The organism is Staphylococcus sp. FSL K6-3157, assembly GCF_038005145.1.
Taxonomy (GTDB): Bacteria; Bacillota; Bacilli; order Staphylococcales; family Staphylococcaceae; genus Staphylococcus; species Staphylococcus equorum.
In genome coordinates this window covers 1088581-1109381 of the sequence record NZ_JBBOSM010000001.1, presented here as the reverse complement: position 1 = coordinate 1109381, position 20801 = coordinate 1088581, and the positions used below count along the sequence as shown (strand labels likewise).

Here is a 20801-nt window from a genome sequence, read left to right as displayed (position 1 = left end):
AGGCATAAATTTACTGCGAAAAATGACGGAAATAATATACTAATGCTATAATAGTCAGTAACAATCTTACAAGGAGTGAAGATTCATGTCAGAAACAGTCTTTAGTAAAATTATTGATGGTGACATACCTAGCCATAAAGTATACGAGGATGATTATGTTTACGCATTTTTAGATATTTCTCAAGTTACAAAAGGTCACACACTATTAGTTCCTAAAAAAGCATCAGCCAATATTTTCGAAACAGATACCGAAACGATGAAACATATTGGCGCAGCATTACCTAAAGTAGCCAATGCGATTAAAAAAGCATTTAACCCTGATGGATTAAATATTATACAGAATAATGGTGAATTTGCCGATCAATCTGTCTTCCATCTTCATTTCCACTTTTTACCAAGATATGAAAACGATGTGGATGGCTTTGGCTATAAATGGGAAACGCATGAAGAGACGATTGATGATGACCAAAAAGCTAAACTCGCACAAGAAATAGCAGCTCAATTCGACTAAATATGCTTATTTTATCTCATATGGGGTATATAAAACATATTAAAGAATGCGATATTATTTAGAAATGAGGAGAATTTTTATGAAAACAGCTCAAATATTATTAGGTCTTAGTGCTGGCGTTGCAACTGGTCTTGGCTTTGCTTTGATGAACCGCGATAAAAGAGAGTCTAACCAATTCAATGCACAAATAAAAAAACCTGCCGGCGCTGAATCAGAAGTTGATAGAGAAATTAATACCATTAAGCAAAGTATAAATGATATTACGAATTATATCTCTCAAATTAAATCTGAAAGTACAGAATTTGGCAGTACGATTGGTGACGAGGTAAAAACAATGATTGGTGATTTCAAATCTGATATCAATCCTAACATTGAAAAATTACAGTCTCATATCGAGAATTTACAAAATCGTGGCGAAGAAATTAGTAAAACTTTTGAAAAAGATAAATAACTTACAGTTATTCAATTGATTTTATGCTAAACATCTATCAAGCCTAAACATAGAGCTGTAAACCTAAGCATTGTCCATAATGAGGTTTACAGCTCTTTTTATATACTGATAAAACCTTATATAAAAGTATTCAATTGATTGCTTATTTCTTCTTTAATATACGCCCTATTTCATATTCAAAATTATCTTGACCTTTTTCCTGTTAGGATAGATAATACGAAAGTATATAAGTGCTGTTATTTATTAAGTAGAGGAGCATGATTTAGTTATGTATCTATGTACACGCCAAATTGATATTAATGCACGTTTCGGCTTACCTAGAATAGCATTTCTAAGTTTAGTCACAACGATCATTACATTCTTGATTGCCTATGAGATTTTGTATTTTTTTTCCAATACGAAATTAACAGATCAATATTTTTTAGTATTTTTAGTATTAGTGGTGATCTTATACCCTATTCATAAAGCAATTCATTTAGTATTTCTGTTTCCTTATTATAAATCTTTCAAAAAATATAAATTAGTGCGACATAAATCCGTACCTTTTTATAATACGTATGTGAACACACCTGTTAATAAATATTATTTTTGTTTTGATTTAATTACACCTGTAATCATTATTACGAGCATCTGTGCATATGCCAGCATACAATTCCCACAATTTGGTCATTACTTTATGTTTATTCTTGCATTAAATATGGGTTATTCAGTAATGGATTTTCTTTATTTAAAAATAATACTATTTTCCAATGAAGGTTCATATATAGAAGAACATCAAACAGGCATTAATATTTTAAATAAAGTTGACACTAAATATGAACAATAAAGTGAAGTGACTTTGCCATAAATCCAGTATGCTATGTTACACATGTAAATTGGAGATTGCATAATAACTATCAGATACCTAATAAGTATTATGGATGGGATAGAAATCAAATTTTAAATTTTGATTTCTATCCCACTTTTTTGTTTTTAATTCAAATTAATTTTAATAATCTATTTTTTTATAAATTTACTAATACTATAGTCCTAGAAACAGGGTTTCTTATTGGTGAACACAGCATAATATGTTATATTTACGTTGTTATTATTACAAAAGGAGTTTCCAACCATGAAAACATTTAAAAAAGTTATACTTCCGGTTACAGCAAGCGCGTTGCTATTAAGTGCTTGTGGTAGTAGTGCAACAGATTCAAAAGATGATACGATTATTTCATCAAAAGCTGGAGACGTTAAAGTAGAAGATGTCATGAGCAAAATGGGCGATGAACAAATTGCCAACAGTTCATTCTCAATCTTATTAAACAAATTACTAGCAGATAAATATAAAGACGAAGTTAATACGAAAGATATTGATAAAGAAGTCGAAAAAGAACAGAAACAATATGGCGGTAAAGAACAATTTGAAAGTATGTTAAAACAGCAAAAAATGTCTATAAGTGATTATAAAGAACAGAAGAAAACACAAGCTTATCAAAAAGAATTACTTAATGATAAAGTCGAAGTATCAGATAAAGAAATCAAAGAAAACACTAAAAAAGGTTCTCATATCTTAATTAAAGTGAAAGAAAACGAAGATGATAAAGAAGGTTTATCAGATAAAGATGCAAAAGCAAAAGCAGAAAAAATCAAAAAACAAGTCGATAAAGATCCGGACAAATTCGGAGAAATCGCAAAAGAAGAATCAGGGGATAAATCATCAGCTAAAAAAGACGGTAGCTTAGGCTATGTTATGAAAGGCCAAATGGAAGATGAATTTGAAAAAGCACTCTTTAAACTTAAAGAAGGAGAAATTTCTAAAGTAGTGAAAACAGATTATGGTTATCACATTATTAAAGCAGACAAAGAAGACGACTTTGATAAACAAAAAGATAAACTTAAATCTCAATTATTACAATCTAAAGTACAAAAAGAGCCTAAATTATTAACAGATGCATACAAAGAATTATTAGATGAATATAATGTAGACTATAAAGATAGAGATATCAAAAAAGCTATTGAAGATTCAATCTTAAACCCAGAAAAAATAAAACAACAGCAACAACAGCAGCAACAACAACAAGCTATGCAACAAGGTGGCGCTGGAATGTCTACAGGACAATAATAGTCCATCACAGAGATCCTGAAATAGCTAACACAAATTCAAAAAGGCTGATAGATCCCAAAAGGATTCTATCAGCCTTTTTTATATTTTATTTGAGGATGAACTATTGATGTTCCAAACTACCCTCTTATATAAACAATGACGAGATTAGTCTAGTGACGTTGGATTATAAAACTGTCTGCCTTCTAGACCAAAAATACGTTCAGTAAATTGACCTTTATCCGTTTTCTTATATGCTTTTTCAAACATATTCATTTTTGCATCGATATTATCAATAAAGAATAATATTTCTGCTTCTTTCATATGCGGTAACTTAGGAGAACCATATTCCATCTTACCATGATGTGCTAAAATCATATGGCGCAATAAAAGTACTTCTTCTCCATCAAGATTCAACTCTCTTGCCGCTTCTGCAACTTCATCACTTGCTATGGAGATGTGACCAAGTAAATTACCTTCTACTGTGTACGATGTAGCAACTGGCCCGCTTAATTCTCTTACTTTGCCTAGATCATGTAAAATAATTGAACTATATAATAAACTACGGTTAAGTAAAGGATAAATATCACATATAGATTTTGCAACACGCAACATCGTTAATACATGATAGCTTAAACCACTAGAGAAGTTATGATGATGTGTACTTGCAGCTGGGAATGTGAAAAATGCTTCCTGATGCTTACGTATCAAATGACGAGTAATACGTTGTAATGTAGCATTTTCAATATCTAGCATATAATGTGAAACTTCTTCTTGAATTTCATCTGGTGTTAATGGTGCACCATCAACAAAATCTTGAGTTTTCATATTATCTTCTGGTTTTGCTAACTTTATTTTATTGATTTTCATCTGTTTTCTACCACGATAATTGATAACATCACCAGTAACATGGACGATTTGTTCAGGCTCTAATATTTTCATGTCTTCTTTTGAAACCGTCCATAATTTAGATTCTATATCTCCACTTTTATCTTGCAAATGTAGTGTCATATAATCTTTACCTTGAGCTGTCACACCTTGTATTGCTTTGTGAATTAGAAAAAAGTTATCTACAGAATCTCCAGGCTTTAAATTTTCTACGTTTCTCATTATTTACCGCCTTCCTCGAATTTATTCAAAGTAATGATTTGTTTTGAAGGCACACTTGTATCTTTCACACATGTAAAGAATAAAATTTGATAGTCTTTTGGCATTTGTCTTAAATAATTCATCATAATTTCTTTGCGTTGCTTATCAAAATGTACAAATGCATCATCAATAATAATAGGGAATGGATAGTATGGTTTTAACGTTTTGATTAAACTCAAACGTAATGAAATATAAAGTATTTCTTTAGTAGACTGACTAAGTTCTACTGGTTCATACATTTGACCATTTTGCTGTTTCACCATTAATTCATCATTTGCATAAGTCACTTGTACGTAATGACCATTTGTTAAATGCGTAAATATATCAGTTGCTTCGCTTATCACTTCTGGTAAACGTTTATCTTTAATTTGTGCAATGTGACCTTCTACTAAAGATTGTAAGTAACTCAGACTTGCCCAATCTTTTGCTTCGTCATTTACTTTATTTTTAAGAATATGGAATCTATGTCTTAAATCAGCTAATGTCTTGTCTGTCTCCATATCAGTTATTTTTGCGTTTAAGTCACTAACTTCTGACTGCATTTCTAAATATTGATCATTATATTCGTCTACTTGACGTGCTAAGACTTCATCTTCGTGCGTTAATTGCGCATAAGTCTTTTCACTTAACCTTGAACTTAAATCATAATTATAATTTTGATTCTCTAGGTATTTCGATAAATCATTAAACCTAGTCATTTGTTGTTGGTAATTTTGATATTGTACATGGTGTTGGTAATAAGTTTCTTCATCAGATGCATTTACATAGCTAAATAACTGTGTAATCACATTATTATTTTCGTTTAATCGATTGCGTAGTTGCGATACTTCACTCTCAATTAATTTGATTTGCTCATCGTTTCTATTCCATTTTTCAAGATTAGTTGTTTCTTCTTTAAGCCACTGTCTGATGTCATGGAATAATGATAAATCATTAAAATACGTAAATTGATTATTTGTAATTTCTTTAGCATGCGCATAAAAGGCTTCTAATGACTCACGTAATTGACGAGCTTGTTCTTTAAGTTCATCGATGTGTTTATCATGGTCTTTAATCTTATTCATTGTGCCAATACTATCAATGATCAGTTCATCTGACATTTTATCAGATAAATGTAAATCTGATTTAACTTTGTGAATACTGTCTTGGGCTTCTTGGTACTGTTTTTGAGCTTGTTCTAAACTCGTTGCTAAATACTCGGCTTTTTTATCAAGTGCTTCTTTTGTCTTAACTGTACTATGCAACTGTTCTCGCACTCGGTACTGATCATCCAAATCAAAGTCGAGATCATAATTATCTTCTAAATGCGTAATTTGTCGTTGCAAATCATCTATTTCTTTTGAGAAAGTTTCACTATGACCTATTTCTTTAGATTTTACAAAGAAAACGCCTATGATAAATATGACTGACAATATCGCAAATACAACGCCAAAGAGTATGTTCGCAGATATGAATGAGAAAATCGTTAGTACTATACTTATTACTGCTAAGATAATTAAGCTTATGCGTAATAGATTCTGTTTTTTCTCATTTTCTTGTTGATCTTTATCAAAAGCCTCTTTCATTTTTTGGTAAAGGTTATTCTTTTCTTGAAGCTCGAATACTTGTTTATTATATTGTTTTTTCTTTTCAAAATTTTCTTCAGGTACAATATCTGCTTCTAAAGCATCTATTTCCGTAGCATTGGTCTCTTGATCAATTTTATTCTCTTCGATATTACGTTCTAATTGTTGTACAAATGCAGTTTGTTCTTGTTTGTTTTTAATTTGATTACTTACAAAACTTTTCATTGCTTCTGAACTGTCAGCTTGATGATGCACATCATGCCAACCAATATTGGACTTCAGGCCTGTCTTTTCGCGTTCTTTATCTTGGATGTCTTTTTCAATAGCTTTAAGTTCGTATTCTTTTTGTTTAATTTCATTCTCTTGTTGGTGTAAGTGATTGAAAGCATCTATATCACTTTGTTTCGGAACATTAATTTTTTCGTTTTCTGATTTAAGATGTGCTAACTTTTCTTCTCTTAAGCCTAAATCTCTTTTAAGGTTTTGGGTTTGAATTTTTGCAGATTCATAGCGATCAATACCTTGTTCAGGGAAAAGTACTGGTTCAATATTAAGTTGAGATTCTAGCGTTTTCCACTCTTGTGTTTGTTCGTGCAAAGTGAGTTCTTTTTGTTTCTCGTTATGCATTTTTGATAACTGTGCTAGATTTTGCTTTATATTATCTAACCTGCGTTCTGATTTATCTTTATCATCTACAAGTCTTTTATAAGTAGTTAACTTCGACTCTTCTACTCTTATTTGACCCTCTAATTCTTTCAACTGTTCTAATTGCTGATTAATAATTGGATTACGTCCATTTTTCTTATATAACATTTCTTTTTTCTCATTTAAAATGCCACGCATACTAGTAAATTCTGTAGAACCTAATGCACCCGCTTGTAATAAATAATTTTGTAATTGAGTCTCATCCATATTTTTATGAATATCTTGTAGCCCAAGTACATCAAAAGAAAAAATACCTTGGTATGTACGTTTAGAAATAAAATTCAATTCTTTTTTCAACCAATTTTCATCTTTAATCGTGCCATTAGGTAAATAAACTTTCACATCACCCACTGCACTACCTTTTATACGCTCAACATCAACTAATGTACCATCGTCTTGAATTAAAGTTAATTTACCGCCATATTGATTACCTAATCGTGGTTCTAATCGAGGCTCATTTTCTTTCTTTGTTGGAAAACCAAATAGAATGGAGTGAATAAAAGCTTGTATCGTAGATTTTCCAGTTTCATTTTCACCATATATTTCAGTGAAAGTCTCATCAAATTCAATTGTTCTTTGTATAAATCTGCCATAACCATATATCTCTAACGATTTAATTTTCATATTATTCCTCCCTCATATCTGACTTTAATAATTCTTCGGCATGTTCAATCAAACCACGTCGATCAAAATCACTATAATTTTCAAGATATTTAGAAGCTTTTGGATTTAAATACAAATCGTTCATAGCTTTATCATACACAGTGTTGTCATCGATTAATTCTGGTGAAAATTCTTTTACTAATGTATTTTGATCTTCATATTTATTATTGATTGTTAAATTTTCAATAAATACAAAGTTATGCTCATTTTCTTCATAATCACTAATCATTTCATGAACTTGTAACGCGTCTTGTTCAGGTATCATTTGATCGGAATTAACAATAACCTTTAATTGATAAATGGATTTACCTTTTTTTCTCACTTGTGTTTTAAATGTTTGAATTGCTTCAAAAAGACCTTGCTTAGATGTTTTATCTGTTTCAAGCGTTGCTTTTTCAAAACGAATAAATTGTGTAGGTACGAATTTAGCCTCAAGATTTAGATCGTCACCTTCTACTAACAAACAACCTTTTTCGCCTAATTCTTTAAAGTGTCGGCCTTGTATATTCCCTGGATAGTGAATTTGAGGCATATCACTTAATTGTTGACGTTCATGAATATGACCTAATGCCCAATAATGATACAGCTTATTGTTTAAATCTTCTAATCTGAATTCTGTATAACGGTCTTTAGTGCTAGATTTACTATATGTACCATGAAGTATGCCAATATGGATTCCCTTTTGTCCTTGGCTTGATGGATAAGCATCTAATTTATTTTCGTAACTTGCATCATTTTGATAACTAAACCCATGAAGGTAGATTTCTTCACCATTTTTAGTAATTGTTTGATAAGTTTCTACATTTTCTGAGAACACTGAAACGTTATCTGGCCATTCTGTACCAATACTTGAAGATAATGGATCATGATTGCCGTGACAAATGTATACGAATATTTGTTCTTTAGATAAGCGCTCAAATTGCTCTTTCAAAAACACTTCTGCACGTAATGTCCGGTTCTGTTGGTCAAATAAATCACCAGAAACAATCATAAAATCTATTTCTTCATTCAATGCTAAATCTACTATTTTTTTAAAGCTTTCGTACGCACTTTTTTGCATATCTTCAAAAATCGACTGACTTAAATAGCTTCTTGACTTAAATGGGCTATCTAAATGTAAGTCAGCACAATGAATAAATTTCACCATACAGTACAGTTCTCCTTTATCTAAAGGTTTATTTAAGATGATACATGCAAGACAATCTATAAATGAATTGGTTACTTATTCAAATTTTAAGATGTGTGCATGCGAATACCTTGTATCTCTATATTTTACCACATTGTCTAAGATTCAGTCGATAAAACAAAAAAAGCTACAATACATAAAATGTATTGTAGCTGGAAATCAAAAATCTGATTAATTGATATTAGTCAGCGTAGATTTCGTCTAAAGGTTTAACAATGATTTGGTTGATTTCTTGGAAGATTTGGCTCATGTTTTGTTCAGCAGCCATTAATTCTGAAATGTTTGAATCATTTTCGATTTTTTGAGCTTGTTCTTGTGCTTTTTGTAGCTCTTCTTCACCGATTTCTTCACCTTGCATTTGTTTTTGTTGGAAGTCTAATTGAGTTTCACGGAATTCGTCAAATAATTCTTTTGACTCTTTATTTTCTTTAACATTTGCATAAGCTTTTTGAATAGCTTGGTATTCATCACTTTCTCTTAAAGCTTGTTCTAATTGATTTGCATGATCGTGTAAATTTACTGCCACTATGCTTCACTCCTTTTTTGTATATGTGTGAAAACCACATCGGTATTACAATAACATAATTTAATATGTTATACAAAAATTGCAATTACGCCTTGTAATAGCCCTATTATGCCCCCTAATAAAAAACCTAAAAGCATAATTAATTTCAGTTCTTTATTTGCGATATCAATAATTAATTTTTCTATATAAGCTAAATCAAATGTATTAATTTGTTCTTCAATCATTTGTCTTAAATTAATTTTTTTCATGATTGGAGATATATGTTTAGATATATTCTCTATGATAACATCTGTTAGTTTTTGACAAACTTTGCTTTCTAAGAAATGAATAAAGCTTGGCATTAAAGTATTAAACGATTGTTTTGATACTTTATCTACATCTAAATAACCAACGGCTAATTCAGTTACAGAAGTTTTAAATGAATTGTACTGACTTTCACTAACAAGTTCATTTAAATTTTTAGCTTTCATAGTCTCATATTCATTATCAATGACCTGTTTTGCAATTGCCTTAGCTTTAGGATGTTTAGTTAAACGAATAAGTTCATGCTGAATACGATCAGCAATACTCTCTTTAGTCATAAACATTTGTAATAAGCCAACTATTTTACCTTTCTCGTTGAAGAAAGTCTCCAACATAGATGCAATATCAGCCGCACCTTTTTCTGAATTGAGGTACACACTTGCTCTTTCAAATAATAAATCAGGAACTAAATCTATTTTACTATCAATGCTAGCTTCTATCTCTTCAGGAATAATCTGCTTGATAGGTGTAGTTTGATTATCTTGATAAAATTCATCTAATTTATTTGAAATCACTAAGTCTAATTTTTCATTTGCTAACTGCGTAACATCTAAATCTAACTTATCAGCAAAATATTGCAATGTCATATGTTCTTGTTTTAATTTTTGAATTTGATTGAGTAATACTTCTTCAATTGCTTGTCTTGAAGATGGTGCATTTAATTTTGATTGGATTAAACTTTCCGTTAATAAGTGTTCTTCAACAACTTGACCAATCTTATCAGCGACTTCTTTTCTACGTTTTGGTATTAATCCAGGTGTAAAGGGCACACGTTTATTAAAAATATAATAGGTTTTAAATGGATGAAATAGCATTCTAACTGCTAAAATATTTGTTACTCCACCTATCAATGACCCAATCACCATCATAAATACAATTATTAAAAAAGTTTGCATAGATGATTTCTCCTTTGAATTCTAAACTTTATTTCTGTTTTATTGAAAGACTATTTTAAATTACAATCATTTTTACATTGTATAATACTTACTATAAAAATGTGTAATAAAAATATCTTACTTTTCAAATTTAGTTACTTAATTTATCTTAAATATCACCAGTAACTATAACAAAGTTACAAAACAACCAAATAAAAAAAGACCTAAATCTTTGTTTAGGTCAAGTAGAGTAAAGTGACTAAATCATTCATATACAATTTAAAGTCCCATGTCACCCAATTATATAAATAATGATTCTCCTATCACAAAATGAATTAATATTATACGTGCATTAATTCTTCTTTTGATATTCTGCCGAAGTATGTTTCAGCTTCTCTTAATTTAGACGTTCCAAATATTGGTTGCGTTTCATTATTAAGCACACGATAGATATCACTTACTTTATTACTTTGTAATATAAATCCGTTGCGGCTATCAATCGTATTCCAGTATATGTCACTTGTTGTTGAATGGTTAGGGTATGCACAATGATTACGAGAAATCGTTTGTACCATTTCTAAAGGATCACAACCAAAAGTACTATTTAAAACATCTGAATCTCTGAATAATGCACAAATTGACACACACGTAGTCCAGTTAGGTAATACTCTCTCTTTTTCTATTTGTACTAATGTCTTTTTTGAAAGACCAATAGTTTGGGCCATCGTATCTTGCGTATAACCTGCTTCAATACGTACCATTTTAAATTTTGTTTGAATTAAATCTGTGAATTGCTGTCTATCCATTACTTTAATCTACCTTTCATAAAAGAATATTTTATCCGGACACAAGAAATTGCAATAATACACGCTTCTTGAAACACAAATTACATCTTAATACAATTTTCAAGAAAATAAAAGAGTGAAATGAAATTTTCATCGTTTTTTATCATTGGCGCAATTATCAAAATAATCAATCTTATATCTTATAAATAAGTTACAAACAAAAACATTTTGATTGTAAGCGTATTATTTTTGTGAAAAGTGTCATTTTCCTAAATTACTTATTACTCTTTTAAGATAAAAACACTATTTATCATTATAGCCTACTTTACCTATTTACGCATAGAAAAAGATTAAAAAATTTTAAAAGTTATTAAATTGAGCTATAATCGTTTACTTTTTTCTGAATTTTCATTATACTCTGAGTTACTTTTCAAATTAGAGGTGCTTAAAATGGAAGATAAATACATATTACTAGCTACATGTTCAGACAAAGTTGGAATTACATCATTAATCACAAATATCATTTCACAATATGATTCTAATATTTTACATTTAGATCATTTTACTGAATATGGTCATGCACAAGATGCGGATGGAAAATTATATTTAAGATTTGAATTTAATAAAGTACCCTTAGTAAAAGAAGCTTTAGAAAAAACACTAAGTGAAAATGATATCGAATTTGATTTATTCGATAATAGTCATAAAACTAAAATCGCATTATTTGTTTCAAAAGAAGACCATGCTTTTAATGAAGTTTTACTGAGAGTGAAACGTGGAGAAATACCTGCGGAAATTGTATGTGTTGTCAGTAATCACGAAAATAATAGACATTTTGCAGAAACGTTTAATATTCCTTTTTATTACATACCTAGTAATAATGCAAAAGATTTAGTTGAAAAAGACATTTTAGATATTTGTGCTAAACACGAAATTGAACTCATTGTATTAGCAAAATATATGCAAATTCTAAGTGATCATTTCGTGAGCCAATACCCAAATCAAATCATCAATATTCATCATTCCTTCTTACCTTCATTTATTGGAGCAAATCCTTATAAACAAGCTTGGGAACGTGGAGTGAAACTTGTCGGAGCTACGAGTCACTATGTAACTTCTGACTTAGATGAAGGCCCTATCATTGATCAAGATGTAACGCGCATTACTCATCGTTATAATGTCCAAGACTTAAGAAAAATTGGTCGTCATGTTGAATCAAGTGTGTTAGCACAAGCTGTGGAATACCATGTACAACACAAAGTAATTGTTACAAAAGGAAATAAAACAATTGTATTTAATTAATAGTACAAACAGTAATAGCAAATATAAAACTAGAGAATATCAATAAAATTAATAAACTAAAAAAGAGCCTATAAAGGCTCTTTTTTAGTTTAAATGATTTACTTCATCATGATTACTTATGTTCTAATCTCTTAAAATTTATATTTAGAGAGTTAATCCATTTTAAAACAAAAACTTGTTAAATTGAAGCTGCTTGCGTACTAGTAGTCTCTTTACTTAAAACTTCCATATCATATCCATCGTCAGTTTCTGTATATTTTATCTTAACTGTTTCTCCGTCTTTTTCTACTTCCGTAGGTAATTCTTTAGATTCTCCATCTTCATCAGTAAGCGTAACCGCCCCATCGTCAGCTTGAGTACCCTTGATACCCTCTTTTAATTTAAGATGTATTGTACTATCATCCTTCTTGCCCACTTCTACAGAATTATCTATACTTGCAGCACTTGCACTATTGAAGACACCTACTAACGAAATAATCAAAGCAGCAAACATTAAACTTACTAACCCCTTACTTTTCACAAAATTTAATGTATCCATATAGAAAATTCCTCCTTAATATATTGCAATTTATTTTGATTATCTTGCAACATGGTTATAACACTGAAAAATATTCTGAATTTTTAAAGTTTTTATATAAATATATTCTGAAAAACTTTCTGCTTCTATTTAAATTTGTAATTTTAATTTATATTAAGTTAATTCCTTATTTGTTGCATACATTTAAAAATGATATACTAGGAAAAATTCCACTAAAGACTGAGGGTTTATTATGACATTAAAAGCTCACCATCCAAAGATTTCGCTATACGCTGCTATGAAAGTTTATACAGCTCAAGCAATTCCAGGTACTTTAACACTTCTAAATGATAAAATTTACTTTCAAGCAAGTGGTGTACTGAAAGGAACAGAAATTAAAGACACTTTTCACTTTAAAGAAATTAAAAATATTAAATTTGGTTTTTCATTTTCTCCATTCCGCATTGTCATAATAGATAACGATGGCGAATCGTGGATTTTCGATCAAGTGAAGCGTAAAGATGGTAAACAATTTATAGAACTTTACAACTCCATTAATAAAATTTAAAGTGTGAAGTCATTCTTACTTTAGAAATCAATGTATTTTACTTTCATCTAAATTAACAACTATACATATTTTTAAATTGGCATTTAAAAAAGCCTCTCATTCAAACAATTGAATGAGAGGCTTTTTTATTAAAATACCCTTAACTAGTTATGCTTGAGCCTTTTTAGCGTCTTTTCTGTCTGCTGCGTTTGAAATAATTAATGCGCAAGCTGCGTCACCAGTAATATTAACAGATGTTCTTGTCATATCTAACAATCTATCTATACCTAAAATAATACCGATTGCTGCTGGATCTAGTCCCACTGCATTTAATACCATTGCTAACATAATTAAACCAACACCTGGCACACCTGCAGTTCCAATTGATGCTACAACTGCAATCACTACTACAGTAATAAGTTGACCAAATGAAAGATCCACGCCTGAAATTTGAGCAATAAAGATAGTTGCTACCCCTTGCATAATTGCTGTACCATCCATATTAATTGTCGCACCTAAAGGTTGAACAAAGGATGCAATTTCAGGTCTCACTCCCATTTTCTTCGTACATCTTAGTGATACTGGTAACGTTGCTGTCGAACTAGAAGCACTAAATCCAAGCGAAATCGCTGGAATAAATGCTTTGAAAAATTTCAATGGACTTGTTTTCCCTATAAATTTAACTGCCGATCCATAAACTACAAAGAAATGAATTGCGAGTGCTAACAATACGATAAAGAAGTACATACCTAATTGTTTAATAGCACCAAAACCTGCTCCTGTAAATGCATGTGCAACTAAACCAAACGTACCAATTGGTGCAAAGACACTCATAATCATTGTCACGATGTACATGAGTACTTCGTTGGTTTGTTCAAAAAATTTATGTACCATTTGTGCTTTGGAACCAACCATAATAAGACCGACCCCAATAAAAATAGCAAATGTGATAATTTGAAGCATATTTTCATCAGTCATTGATTGTAATGGATTCTTTGGAAATAAATTAATTAAAGTTTGATCGAACGATTGACTGGCTGCAGCACTTTGTGAGCCCTCTTCTTTATCTAAAGTTTTTTGATAACTAGAAACATCTTCACTATTTAATAAATCAGATTTACCTTCTCCTGGATTAAATATCAATGCCAAAACCATAGCAATTGTAATTGCTAAAGCTGTAGTTGCTAAAAAGAATGTAATTGTTTTTAAACCTATACCACCAAGTAGTTTCGGGTCCCCAACCCCTACCACTCCTAAAACGATTGATACAAATACTACTGGCACTACTAACATAAATATTAAATTCAAGAAAATTTGTCCAATAACATTAAACACGTATTTATCAACATTAATTACGAATGCAGACTGTGCAAACATATTAAAAATTGAACCAATGGCAATACCTAATATTAATGCTATGACAATCTTCATTGAAAGGTTTTTTGTTTTCATTGCATTATCCCCCCTATTGTTTATTACTCTGTATTATATAGTAATTTTATATAAATAAAAGCAAAATTTGAAAATAATTACAAAAAAATGAATCCGCTTCCAACACTGTAGATTCGCTATATTATATGAGATTGTTTTGCATCGCATATATCGCTGCTTGTGTGCGATCAGTTACTTGAAGTTTGTTAAAAATATGGCTCACATGTGTTTTTATAGTTTTCTCAGAAACAAATAATGATTCTGCAATTTCTTTATTTGTTTTACCTTTAGTCATCTCTGCTAGCACTTCAGATTCACGCTTTGATAATTTATTAGTAAAATGTGGCTTTTTACTCACCGCTTCGATGACACTTTGCGCTTGAGGGTGTATCGTTTTCTCGCCTGAAAGTACTTTCTTAATTGTTTTTATTAATTGGTCTGGCTCTACATCTTTCATCTCGTATCCATCTGCACCCTTATCAATTGCGGAAATGACATGTTCATCGTCCACATAACTTGTAAGGACTAAAATTTTCACTTCTGGATACGACTTTTTCATCATTTCTGTAATTTCAATACCATTCATTTCTGGCATAACTAAATCTAATAATACAATATCAGGTAATTCATTTGTTTCTAAATATTCAAAGAAAGATTTACCGTCTGAAAACCCTCCTATAACATCTATATCATCAACAGTATATAATAGGAATTCTAATCCTTGTCTTACGATATGATGATCATCCACGAGTATAATTCGATGCATGTTAAACTTCCTTTCAAAAAAACTATAATGGAACTGCTATATGAATTGTAGTGCCTTTATTTTGAGCTGAATCTATTTCTAATTTACCATTAATCAATTTTGTACGTTGTCTCATATTACTTAAACCATGAGAGTCTGGTGGATTAGATTTATTAATATTAAATCCTTTGCCCTGATCTACTATATCAATAGTTAGATAGCTATCTTTTTGAATCAACGATAACTCTATTTGTTTGGTACCACCATGTTTTTTTGTATTATTCATTGCTTCTTGTATAATACGATAAATATTTTCTTCAATTATACTTGGCAAATTGATCAGACCATCTACTTTAACAGTTAATTCAAGTTGTAAAAGCATGCTGTATTTTTTCAGTGCGTTAACTAAACCTTGTTCTAATCCAACTGGCTTTAATTGCCAAATCAAAGCTCGCATCTCGTTAACAGCTTGTTGACTTGTTTGTTCTATCACTTGAAACGCCTTGCGTGATACTTCTTCATTAGTAATTCCTTCAGCTGCATGGGCTGTTAATTTTACAGAAAAAAGCATTTGATTCACTGAATCATGTAAATCCCTTGCTAAGCGATTTCGTTCACTTATGCGAGCTGCTTCTTTTTCTTGATCCGTTAGCCAAATACGTTTGATTGCAGAGCCAATTTGAAATGCTACAGACTCAAGCATTTCTAAATCTTCTTCACTATAATGCGTTGTATGTGGTGTAGCAACGTTTAAGAGTCCGAATTGTTCTTCCCCTGACCTTAACGGTACAGTTGCATGATGCGTGACACCATCTGTTTCATCATGATATGCACGGTTTGCAAGGTTGATACGCGAACAATTAATGATATTAGAAGCTTTGGTCAATTTCTTATTTTGATAAGCTTGAACACACCAGCACGTGCCTTCACACATATATTTACAATTTTGTTTGGCTAATGCGCCTGGTAAATCTATATGAGATACAAGCTCATGTTGACCTGAATCATCAATAAAGAAAATCCAGCCTGTTGTAAACTCGCTTCCTTGAATTAAAGACTTCAATGCACCTTGCATCATACTATATGTTTCTGTTTCTACATTTAAAAATTCTGCAATTTCTTTTAATAAAGCAAGTCTAGTCGGTTTTTCCATTTAACCAGTCCATTCTTTTTATACAATATTACTTTACATATATTATACAGACTCATAAACTAATTGAAAAATATAGTTACGATTAACCTACAAAATGATTTAATTAACAATAAAATAAATTTCATAGAATTACTATGTCTAATATTTTTAACACGTTGTTTATGGTATGATTATATATGATAATCAAGGAGGATACTATGAAATTTGAAATCCCTATTAAATATAATCAATTAACATTGAGAGAAATTTTTCAACAATTGCACTTACCAAAAAAAGACTTACATAATTTAAATATGTCTAAGTTAATTACAATTAACGATGAACCGGCAACATTAATGTCTAAAGTAAACACTGGTGACATAGCTTATATTCCTACACCAGAAGAAGTAAGCAATTATTTACCAAGTTATCGCTACGCTCAGATTTATTACGAAGATGACGATATCGCTGTTGTAATGAAACCAAAAGGTGTTAAAACACACCCGAATGATTTAAAAGAGAGTAATACACTCATGAATCACGTTATCTATACAGTCAAGAGTGATTACGTTGAGCCAATACACCGCTTAGACCAAGAAACAGTTGGTTTATTGATTGTTGCTAAAAATCCATTAATGAAGAAAATTTTAGACCGTATGTTGGAAGAAAATGAAATTGATCGTATTTATAAAGCAAATGTGCACAGTTTATTACCTATCAAACCACAAACGATTGATATGCCAATTGGCAAAGATAAATTCCACTCAAATAAACGTAGAGTGTCACCTACTGGACAAACTGCAATTACACATATTATTAATTCTAAAATGATTAAAGAAGATGTAAGCGAAGTAGATTTAAAATTAGATACAGGTAGGACCCATCAAATTCGTGTTCACTTAGCTGAAATTGGCCATCCAGTAATTGGTGATCCATTATACGGTAATTCAACACTAAGACAACTTCAATTAAATAGTTATAAAATTGAATTTATCCACCCACTTACGCAAGAAACAATTTCAGTAAGTATGGACGATGAAATTTAAATCATATTAATATATTACAAAAAAAGCCAACACCTTCTATTTAAAGAAGCGTTGGCTTTTTAAAGTATTTTTTATTTTGGTTCAACCATGTCTTCAGGTTTGATCCACTGTTCAAATTGTTCTTCGGTCACATGACCTGATTGTATCGCAGATTCTTTTAATGTAAGACCTTCACGGTGTGCTTTTTTAGCAATACTTGCAGCATTTTCATATCCAATATGTGGATTTAGAGCAGTCACTAGCATTAATGATTGGTTTAAATAATTATCTATATTTTCATGAATTGGCTCAATACCAACTGCACAATTTTCATTAAATGTTTGCATACCATCTGCTAATAAATAAATTGATTGTAATGTATTATGCAAAATGACAGGTTTGTATACGTTAAGCTCAAAATTACCTTGAGAACTTCCAATACCTACTGCAGCATCGTTACCCATAACTTGTACTGCTACCATTGTTAACATTTCACATTGTGTCGGATTTACTTTTCCTGGCATAATAGATGAACCTGGTTCATTTTCAGGAATAGATAATTCAGCAAGCCCTGCACGCGGACCTGATGCTAGCCATCTTATATCATTAGCAATTTTCATCAAGTCAGTTGCTAATGCTTTTAAAGTACCATGTAATTGAACCACTTCGTCGTGTGCTGTTAAAGCATGGAATTTATTTTCAGATGATACAAATGCATAACCTGTATTTTTTGAAATGAATTTAGCTACTTTATCGCCAAATTCTGGATGTGCATTAATACCTGTACCTACAGCTGTACCGCCAATCGCTAAATTTAAAATGTGTGCTTTTGATTCGCCTAATAAAGTTTCACATTTATCAAGCATGAAACGCCATCCACTAATTTCTTGTCCTAAACGAATAGGTGTTGCATCTTGTAAATGCGTACGTCCAATTTTTATAATATCGTTAAATTGTTCTTCTTTTTCTTTAAAAGTATCACGCAACGCTTTTAAAGCTGGTTCAAGTTTTGTTTCTACTTCATTATATAATGCAACATGCATTGCTGTTGGGAATGTATCATTTGAACTTTGTGATTTATTAACGTCATCATTCGGATGAATCGTTTCATCACTGCCTTGTGATTTTAAATATTCATTAGCTACATAGCTCACAACTTCGTTTACGTTCATATTACTTTGTGTGCCACTACCTGTTTGCCAAACCACTAATGGAAAATGTTCATCTAGCTCTTTATTAATGACACGGTCACAAGCATAAACAATGGCATCTTTTTTAGCATCTGATAGTTTTCCTAATTCATTGTTAGCTAAAGCTGCCCCTCTTTTTAACTGAGCAAATCCGTAAACAACTTCAATTGGCATTTGTTCTTTACCTACTGGAAAATTGCGTTTACTTCTTTCTGTTTGAGCACCCCAATATTTATCTGCAGGTACTTCAATTTCACCGAATGTATCATGTTCAATTCTAACTGACATTTCAAATTCTCCCCTTCATTATTCGTTATTCAGCTTTAGTATAGCATTAATTATTTTAAAGGGGCAATCGTATTATAGAGCGTTTACATATTATTTTATTTTAAACTGTATTTCTGAGTTATTATTTTACTTTATTAACTAGAACACTTCACTTTTCTATAAAAAAATACCGCCAAAATCAATAAGATTTTACGGTATTTTTCATAAATCATCTAACACTATGAAATTTAACTTTCTTTAGTAATGTTTATTTTGTTGAATTGTACTTTTGCTGCTTGTATTACGCCTACTGCTGTTAATATGAGTAGAATCGCACCGATAACCATAGTAACAGGACTAATCGTAACTAATGTACCTAAGAACCCAGTTAAACCATTATAAAAATCTCCTAATGGTTTAAATAACAATACAGTTATTACAATACAACATATCACACTTATAATAATTCCTGTTTGATTACCTTTAACAAACGTAGAAGCATTAACTTGATCAACAAGTCCACGCGATAAATTTATCTGCAATTTTATAACTTTAAATAACACGGGTAAGTAGAGTGCACCAATTGCCATAGGAAAGCCTTTAATAGAAATTAAATTAACAATGACAGCACTAATCATAATGTATTTCCAATACTTACTTAACATATGTATAAGTCTCCTTAAATCTAATAATGATATAATAATAACACATTCACTTTTAACTTGGCATTTCTTTTTAAATTGAAAATAATTTATCGTGTTATTTAAAAATCGAAAAGTTAAATATTCATCTTCTTAAAATCTCGATTGCTATAAAAAGACATAGAAATAGCCCTTTGTGAATAACAAATTCAACAAAGAGCTAAATTAAAACTAATCTTTTAAATCTGAACGAACTTCTGGATCATGGGATTTATCTAACTTAGCTTCATCATTTTCCTCAGAAATTTGCTCCATTTCCTTACCAAGTTCTACTACATCTTCGTAGTCACTGACCATTTCATTTTCAGGTTCAGATGCATCATTTTGTAAATGCTTATTATCTTTTTCGTTTGTCATACCTATCACCTCACATTTTTATATTAAGCAAAACGTGCTGTGAAATAATGTCTTACATCTTCAGGTAATCCTTCTGCTGCCGCTTCATCTAAAACCACATTTACCATACGATGTGCTTTTAGATCTGAAGGTTCAAAGTTTGTTTTACCATTTTCTTCATATAATTTGTGAACAACTTCTTTTTTGTCAGCGCCAGTGATAATTAATATAACTTCACGTGCTGAAAATAGACCTTGTTTTACACTTACGTTCAATTTACCATTAGTATCAATTGATAGTACTTGTGTAATCAATTTACCTTTATTTTCTTTTGTTTTAATTTTATCACTAATAAATGATTCAGTGTCTTCATTAAATGAAACATTATAAATTTGACCTTCAGGTACACCTAAAGCTTCAAAATAAGATTTATTATCATCATAATCTAAAATGTTGATTTGACTAAAGTCTACAGGATGATTATCTACATTTTTCTTTAATTCATCTAATACTGGTGAATTATCATTGGAAAGGTGTAGACCTGCAATAGTCGTCGGATTGTTGTTAAATTGTTTTCTTAATATATCTGCAGCATATTCAGCTACAATTTTTTCATTTTCTAAAACTTTAAAGTTCATTGCCATAGTAATTACACTCCTCTTTTTTATTAAGACGCGTTCTAGCATTATTTTTATTAATACCCTTGATGTAATGGAGATAAACCACAACATCACTAATGTATCAATTTAATTAACTAAATGCTAAGTTATAAGACTTATCTCTATTATACAAATCTACCACATTAT

The 20801-nt window shown here is 30.6% G+C and carries 21 protein-coding genes; 7 read left to right on the top strand and 14 right to left on the bottom strand.

The features are described from left to right. The first annotated feature begins 85 nt into the window (after window positions 1–85). From MHB47_RS05345 to prsA, 4 genes are all read left to right on the top strand, one after another. Window positions 86–511 carry an HIT family protein gene (locus MHB47_RS05345; RefSeq protein WP_002507254.1) on the top strand — a complete coding sequence of 142 codons (426 nt, stop codon included), beginning with the start codon at window positions 86–88 and terminating at the stop codon, window positions 509–511. Between the two features lie 79 nt (window positions 512–590). Further along, the gene (locus MHB47_RS05340; protein WP_340755522.1) at window positions 591–962 is read left to right on the top strand and encodes a YtxH domain-containing protein; all 372 of its coding nucleotides are present in this window, start codon (window positions 591–593) and stop codon (window positions 960–962) included. 268 nt (window positions 963–1230) lie between these two features. Then, window positions 1231–1788 (top strand): DUF3267 domain-containing protein, encoded by a 558-nt coding sequence (locus MHB47_RS05335; protein WP_002507252.1) that lies wholly within the window; start codon window positions 1231–1233, stop codon window positions 1786–1788. 285 nt (window positions 1789–2073) lie between these two features. Beyond that, window positions 2074–3066 (top strand): peptidylprolyl isomerase PrsA, encoded by a 993-nt coding sequence (gene prsA, locus MHB47_RS05330; RefSeq protein WP_021339012.1) that lies wholly within the window; start codon window positions 2074–2076, stop codon window positions 3064–3066. 147 nt (window positions 3067–3213) lie between these two features. Here the strand turns inward: prsA and yhaM are convergent, their stop codons facing one another. From yhaM to xdrA, 6 genes are all read right to left on the bottom strand, one after another. Continuing rightward, the gene (gene yhaM, locus MHB47_RS05325; RefSeq protein ID WP_002507250.1) at window positions 3214–4155 is read right to left on the bottom strand and encodes a 3'-5' exoribonuclease YhaM; all 942 of its coding nucleotides are present in this window, start codon (window positions 4153–4155) and stop codon (window positions 3214–3216) included. Continuing rightward, window positions 4155–7088, bottom strand: coding sequence for an ATP-binding protein (locus MHB47_RS05320; protein WP_340755520.1), 2934 nt, complete (start codon window positions 7086–7088; stop codon window positions 4155–4157). Before MHB47_RS05320 ends, yhaM begins: the two co-directional genes overlap by 1 nt. Window position 7089: 1 nt before the next feature. Beyond that, window positions 7090–8274: a metallophosphoesterase family protein gene (locus MHB47_RS05315; protein ID WP_021339010.1), complete on the bottom strand. Its 1185-nt coding sequence runs from the start codon at window positions 8272–8274 to the stop codon at window positions 7090–7092. A gap of 220 nt (window positions 8275–8494) precedes the next feature. Beyond that, the gene (locus MHB47_RS05310) at window positions 8495–8839 is read right to left on the bottom strand and encodes a YlbF/YmcA family competence regulator (RefSeq protein ID WP_340755519.1); all 345 of its coding nucleotides are present in this window, start codon (window positions 8837–8839) and stop codon (window positions 8495–8497) included. A 68-nt stretch (window positions 8840–8907) separates the two neighbouring features. Next, window positions 8908–10038, bottom strand: coding sequence for a DUF445 domain-containing protein (locus MHB47_RS05305; protein ID WP_340755517.1), 1131 nt, complete (start codon window positions 10036–10038; stop codon window positions 8908–8910). Between the two features lie 320 nt (window positions 10039–10358). After that, a complete protein-coding gene (gene xdrA, locus MHB47_RS05300; RefSeq protein WP_002507245.1) occupies window positions 10359–10823 on the bottom strand; it encodes an XRE family transcriptional regulator XdrA in 465 nt (154 codons plus the stop codon). A 429-nt stretch (window positions 10824–11252) separates the two neighbouring features. Between xdrA and purU the strand changes: the two genes are divergently transcribed. Then, on the top strand, window positions 11253–12104 hold the full coding sequence (gene purU / locus MHB47_RS05295; protein ID WP_340755515.1) for a formyltetrahydrofolate deformylase: 852 nt from the start codon (window positions 11253–11255) through the stop codon (window positions 12102–12104). A gap of 178 nt (window positions 12105–12282) precedes the next feature. On the opposite strand, the gene MHB47_RS05290 is transcribed toward purU, so the two are convergent. Beyond that, window positions 12283–12642 (bottom strand): hypothetical protein, encoded by a 360-nt coding sequence (locus tag MHB47_RS05290; RefSeq protein ID WP_340755513.1) that lies wholly within the window; start codon window positions 12640–12642, stop codon window positions 12283–12285. Between the two features lie 232 nt (window positions 12643–12874). Here MHB47_RS05290 and MHB47_RS05285 point away from each other — a divergent pair, with 232 nt between their 5' ends. Beyond that, window positions 12875–13189 (top strand): hypothetical protein, encoded by a 315-nt coding sequence (locus MHB47_RS05285; protein WP_340755511.1) that lies wholly within the window; start codon window positions 12875–12877, stop codon window positions 13187–13189. Window positions 13190–13336: 147 nt separating this feature from the next. Here MHB47_RS05285 and MHB47_RS05280 read toward each other — a convergent pair whose 3' ends face one another. The 3 genes from MHB47_RS05280 to MHB47_RS05270 form a co-directional block, all read right to left on the bottom strand. Beyond that, complete coding sequence (locus MHB47_RS05280; protein WP_340755509.1) at window positions 13337–14620, bottom strand: dicarboxylate/amino acid:cation symporter; 1284 nt, start codon at window positions 14618–14620, stop codon at window positions 13337–13339. Window positions 14621–14741: 121 nt separating this feature from the next. Continuing rightward, complete coding sequence (locus MHB47_RS05275; protein ID WP_340755507.1) at window positions 14742–15365, bottom strand: response regulator transcription factor; 624 nt, start codon at window positions 15363–15365, stop codon at window positions 14742–14744. A gap of 22 nt (window positions 15366–15387) precedes the next feature. Further along, window positions 15388–16497, bottom strand: a complete 1110-nt coding sequence (locus MHB47_RS05270) for a GAF domain-containing sensor histidine kinase (protein ID WP_340755505.1) — start codon at window positions 16495–16497, stop codon at window positions 15388–15390. A gap of 197 nt (window positions 16498–16694) precedes the next feature. Between MHB47_RS05270 and MHB47_RS05265 the strand changes: the two genes are divergently transcribed. Further along, window positions 16695–17522, top strand: coding sequence for an RluA family pseudouridine synthase (locus MHB47_RS05265; protein WP_002507238.1), 828 nt, complete (start codon window positions 16695–16697; stop codon window positions 17520–17522). A 71-nt stretch (window positions 17523–17593) separates the two neighbouring features. Here the strand turns inward: MHB47_RS05265 and fumC are convergent, their stop codons facing one another. The 4 genes from fumC to MHB47_RS05245 all read right to left on the bottom strand — a co-directional run bounded on the left by fumC (window position 17594) and on the right by MHB47_RS05245 (window position 20639). Then, entirely contained in the window at window positions 17594–18979 is a 1386-nt protein-coding gene (gene fumC, locus MHB47_RS05260) for a class II fumarate hydratase (RefSeq protein WP_340755501.1), read from the bottom strand. Window positions 18980–19206: 227 nt separating this feature from the next. Then, window positions 19207–19623 carry a hypothetical protein gene (locus tag MHB47_RS05255; protein ID WP_002507236.1) on the bottom strand — a complete coding sequence of 139 codons (417 nt, stop codon included), beginning with the start codon at window positions 19621–19623 and terminating at the stop codon, window positions 19207–19209. A 207-nt stretch (window positions 19624–19830) separates the two neighbouring features. Continuing rightward, entirely contained in the window at window positions 19831–20016 is a 186-nt protein-coding gene (locus MHB47_RS05250) for an SAS053 family DNA gyrase inhibitor (protein WP_340755496.1), read from the bottom strand. 23 nt (window positions 20017–20039) lie between these two features. Then, window positions 20040–20639, bottom strand: a complete 600-nt coding sequence (locus MHB47_RS05245) for a 6-phosphogluconolactonase (RefSeq protein WP_002507234.1) — start codon at window positions 20637–20639, stop codon at window positions 20040–20042. Window positions 20640–20801: the final 162 nt, after the last annotated feature.

Coding starts and splice junctions, on each gene's coding strand:
- MHB47_RS05345 (WP_002507254.1), top strand. CDS start 86: ATGTCAGAAACAGTCTTTAGTAAAATTATTGATGGTGACATACCTAGC.
- MHB47_RS05340 (WP_340755522.1), top strand. CDS start 591: ATGAAAACAGCTCAAATATTATTAGGTCTTAGTGCTGGCGTTGCAACT.
- MHB47_RS05335 (WP_002507252.1), top strand. CDS start 1,231: ATGTATCTATGTACACGCCAAATTGATATTAATGCACGTTTCGGCTTA.
- prsA (WP_021339012.1), top strand. CDS start 2,074: ATGAAAACATTTAAAAAAGTTATACTTCCGGTTACAGCAAGCGCGTTG.
- yhaM (WP_002507250.1), bottom strand. CDS start 4,155: ATGAGAAACGTAGAAAATTTAAAGCCTGGAGATTCTGTAGATAACTTT.
- MHB47_RS05320 (WP_340755520.1), bottom strand. CDS start 7,088: ATGAAAATTAAATCGTTAGAGATATATGGTTATGGCAGATTTATACAA.
- MHB47_RS05315 (WP_021339010.1), bottom strand. CDS start 8,274: ATGGTGAAATTTATTCATTGTGCTGACTTACATTTAGATAGCCCATTT.
- MHB47_RS05305 (WP_340755517.1), bottom strand. CDS start 10,038: ATGCAAACTTTTTTAATAATTGTATTTATGATGGTGATTGGGTCATTG.
- xdrA (WP_002507245.1), bottom strand. CDS start 10,823: ATGGATAGACAGCAATTCACAGATTTAATTCAAACAAAATTTAAAATG.
- purU (WP_340755515.1), top strand. CDS start 11,253: ATGGAAGATAAATACATATTACTAGCTACATGTTCAGACAAAGTTGGA.
- MHB47_RS05290 (WP_340755513.1), bottom strand. CDS start 12,642: ATGGATACATTAAATTTTGTGAAAAGTAAGGGGTTAGTAAGTTTAATG.
- MHB47_RS05285 (WP_340755511.1), top strand. CDS start 12,875: ATGACATTAAAAGCTCACCATCCAAAGATTTCGCTATACGCTGCTATG.
- MHB47_RS05280 (WP_340755509.1), bottom strand. CDS start 14,620: ATGAAAACAAAAAACCTTTCAATGAAGATTGTCATAGCATTAATATTA.
- MHB47_RS05275 (WP_340755507.1), bottom strand. CDS start 15,365: ATGCATCGAATTATACTCGTGGATGATCATCATATCGTAAGACAAGGA.
- MHB47_RS05270 (WP_340755505.1), bottom strand. CDS start 16,497: ATGGAAAAACCGACTAGACTTGCTTTATTAAAAGAAATTGCAGAATTT.
- MHB47_RS05265 (WP_002507238.1), top strand. CDS start 16,695: ATGAAATTTGAAATCCCTATTAAATATAATCAATTAACATTGAGAGAA.
- fumC (WP_340755501.1), bottom strand. CDS start 18,979: ATGTCAGTTAGAATTGAACATGATACATTCGGTGAAATTGAAGTACCT.
- MHB47_RS05255 (WP_002507236.1), bottom strand. CDS start 19,623: ATGTTAAGTAAGTATTGGAAATACATTATGATTAGTGCTGTCATTGTT.
- MHB47_RS05250 (WP_340755496.1), bottom strand. CDS start 20,016: ATGACAAACGAAAAAGATAATAAGCATTTACAAAATGATGCATCTGAA.
- MHB47_RS05245 (WP_002507234.1), bottom strand. CDS start 20,639: ATGGCAATGAACTTTAAAGTTTTAGAAAATGAAAAAATTGTAGCTGAA.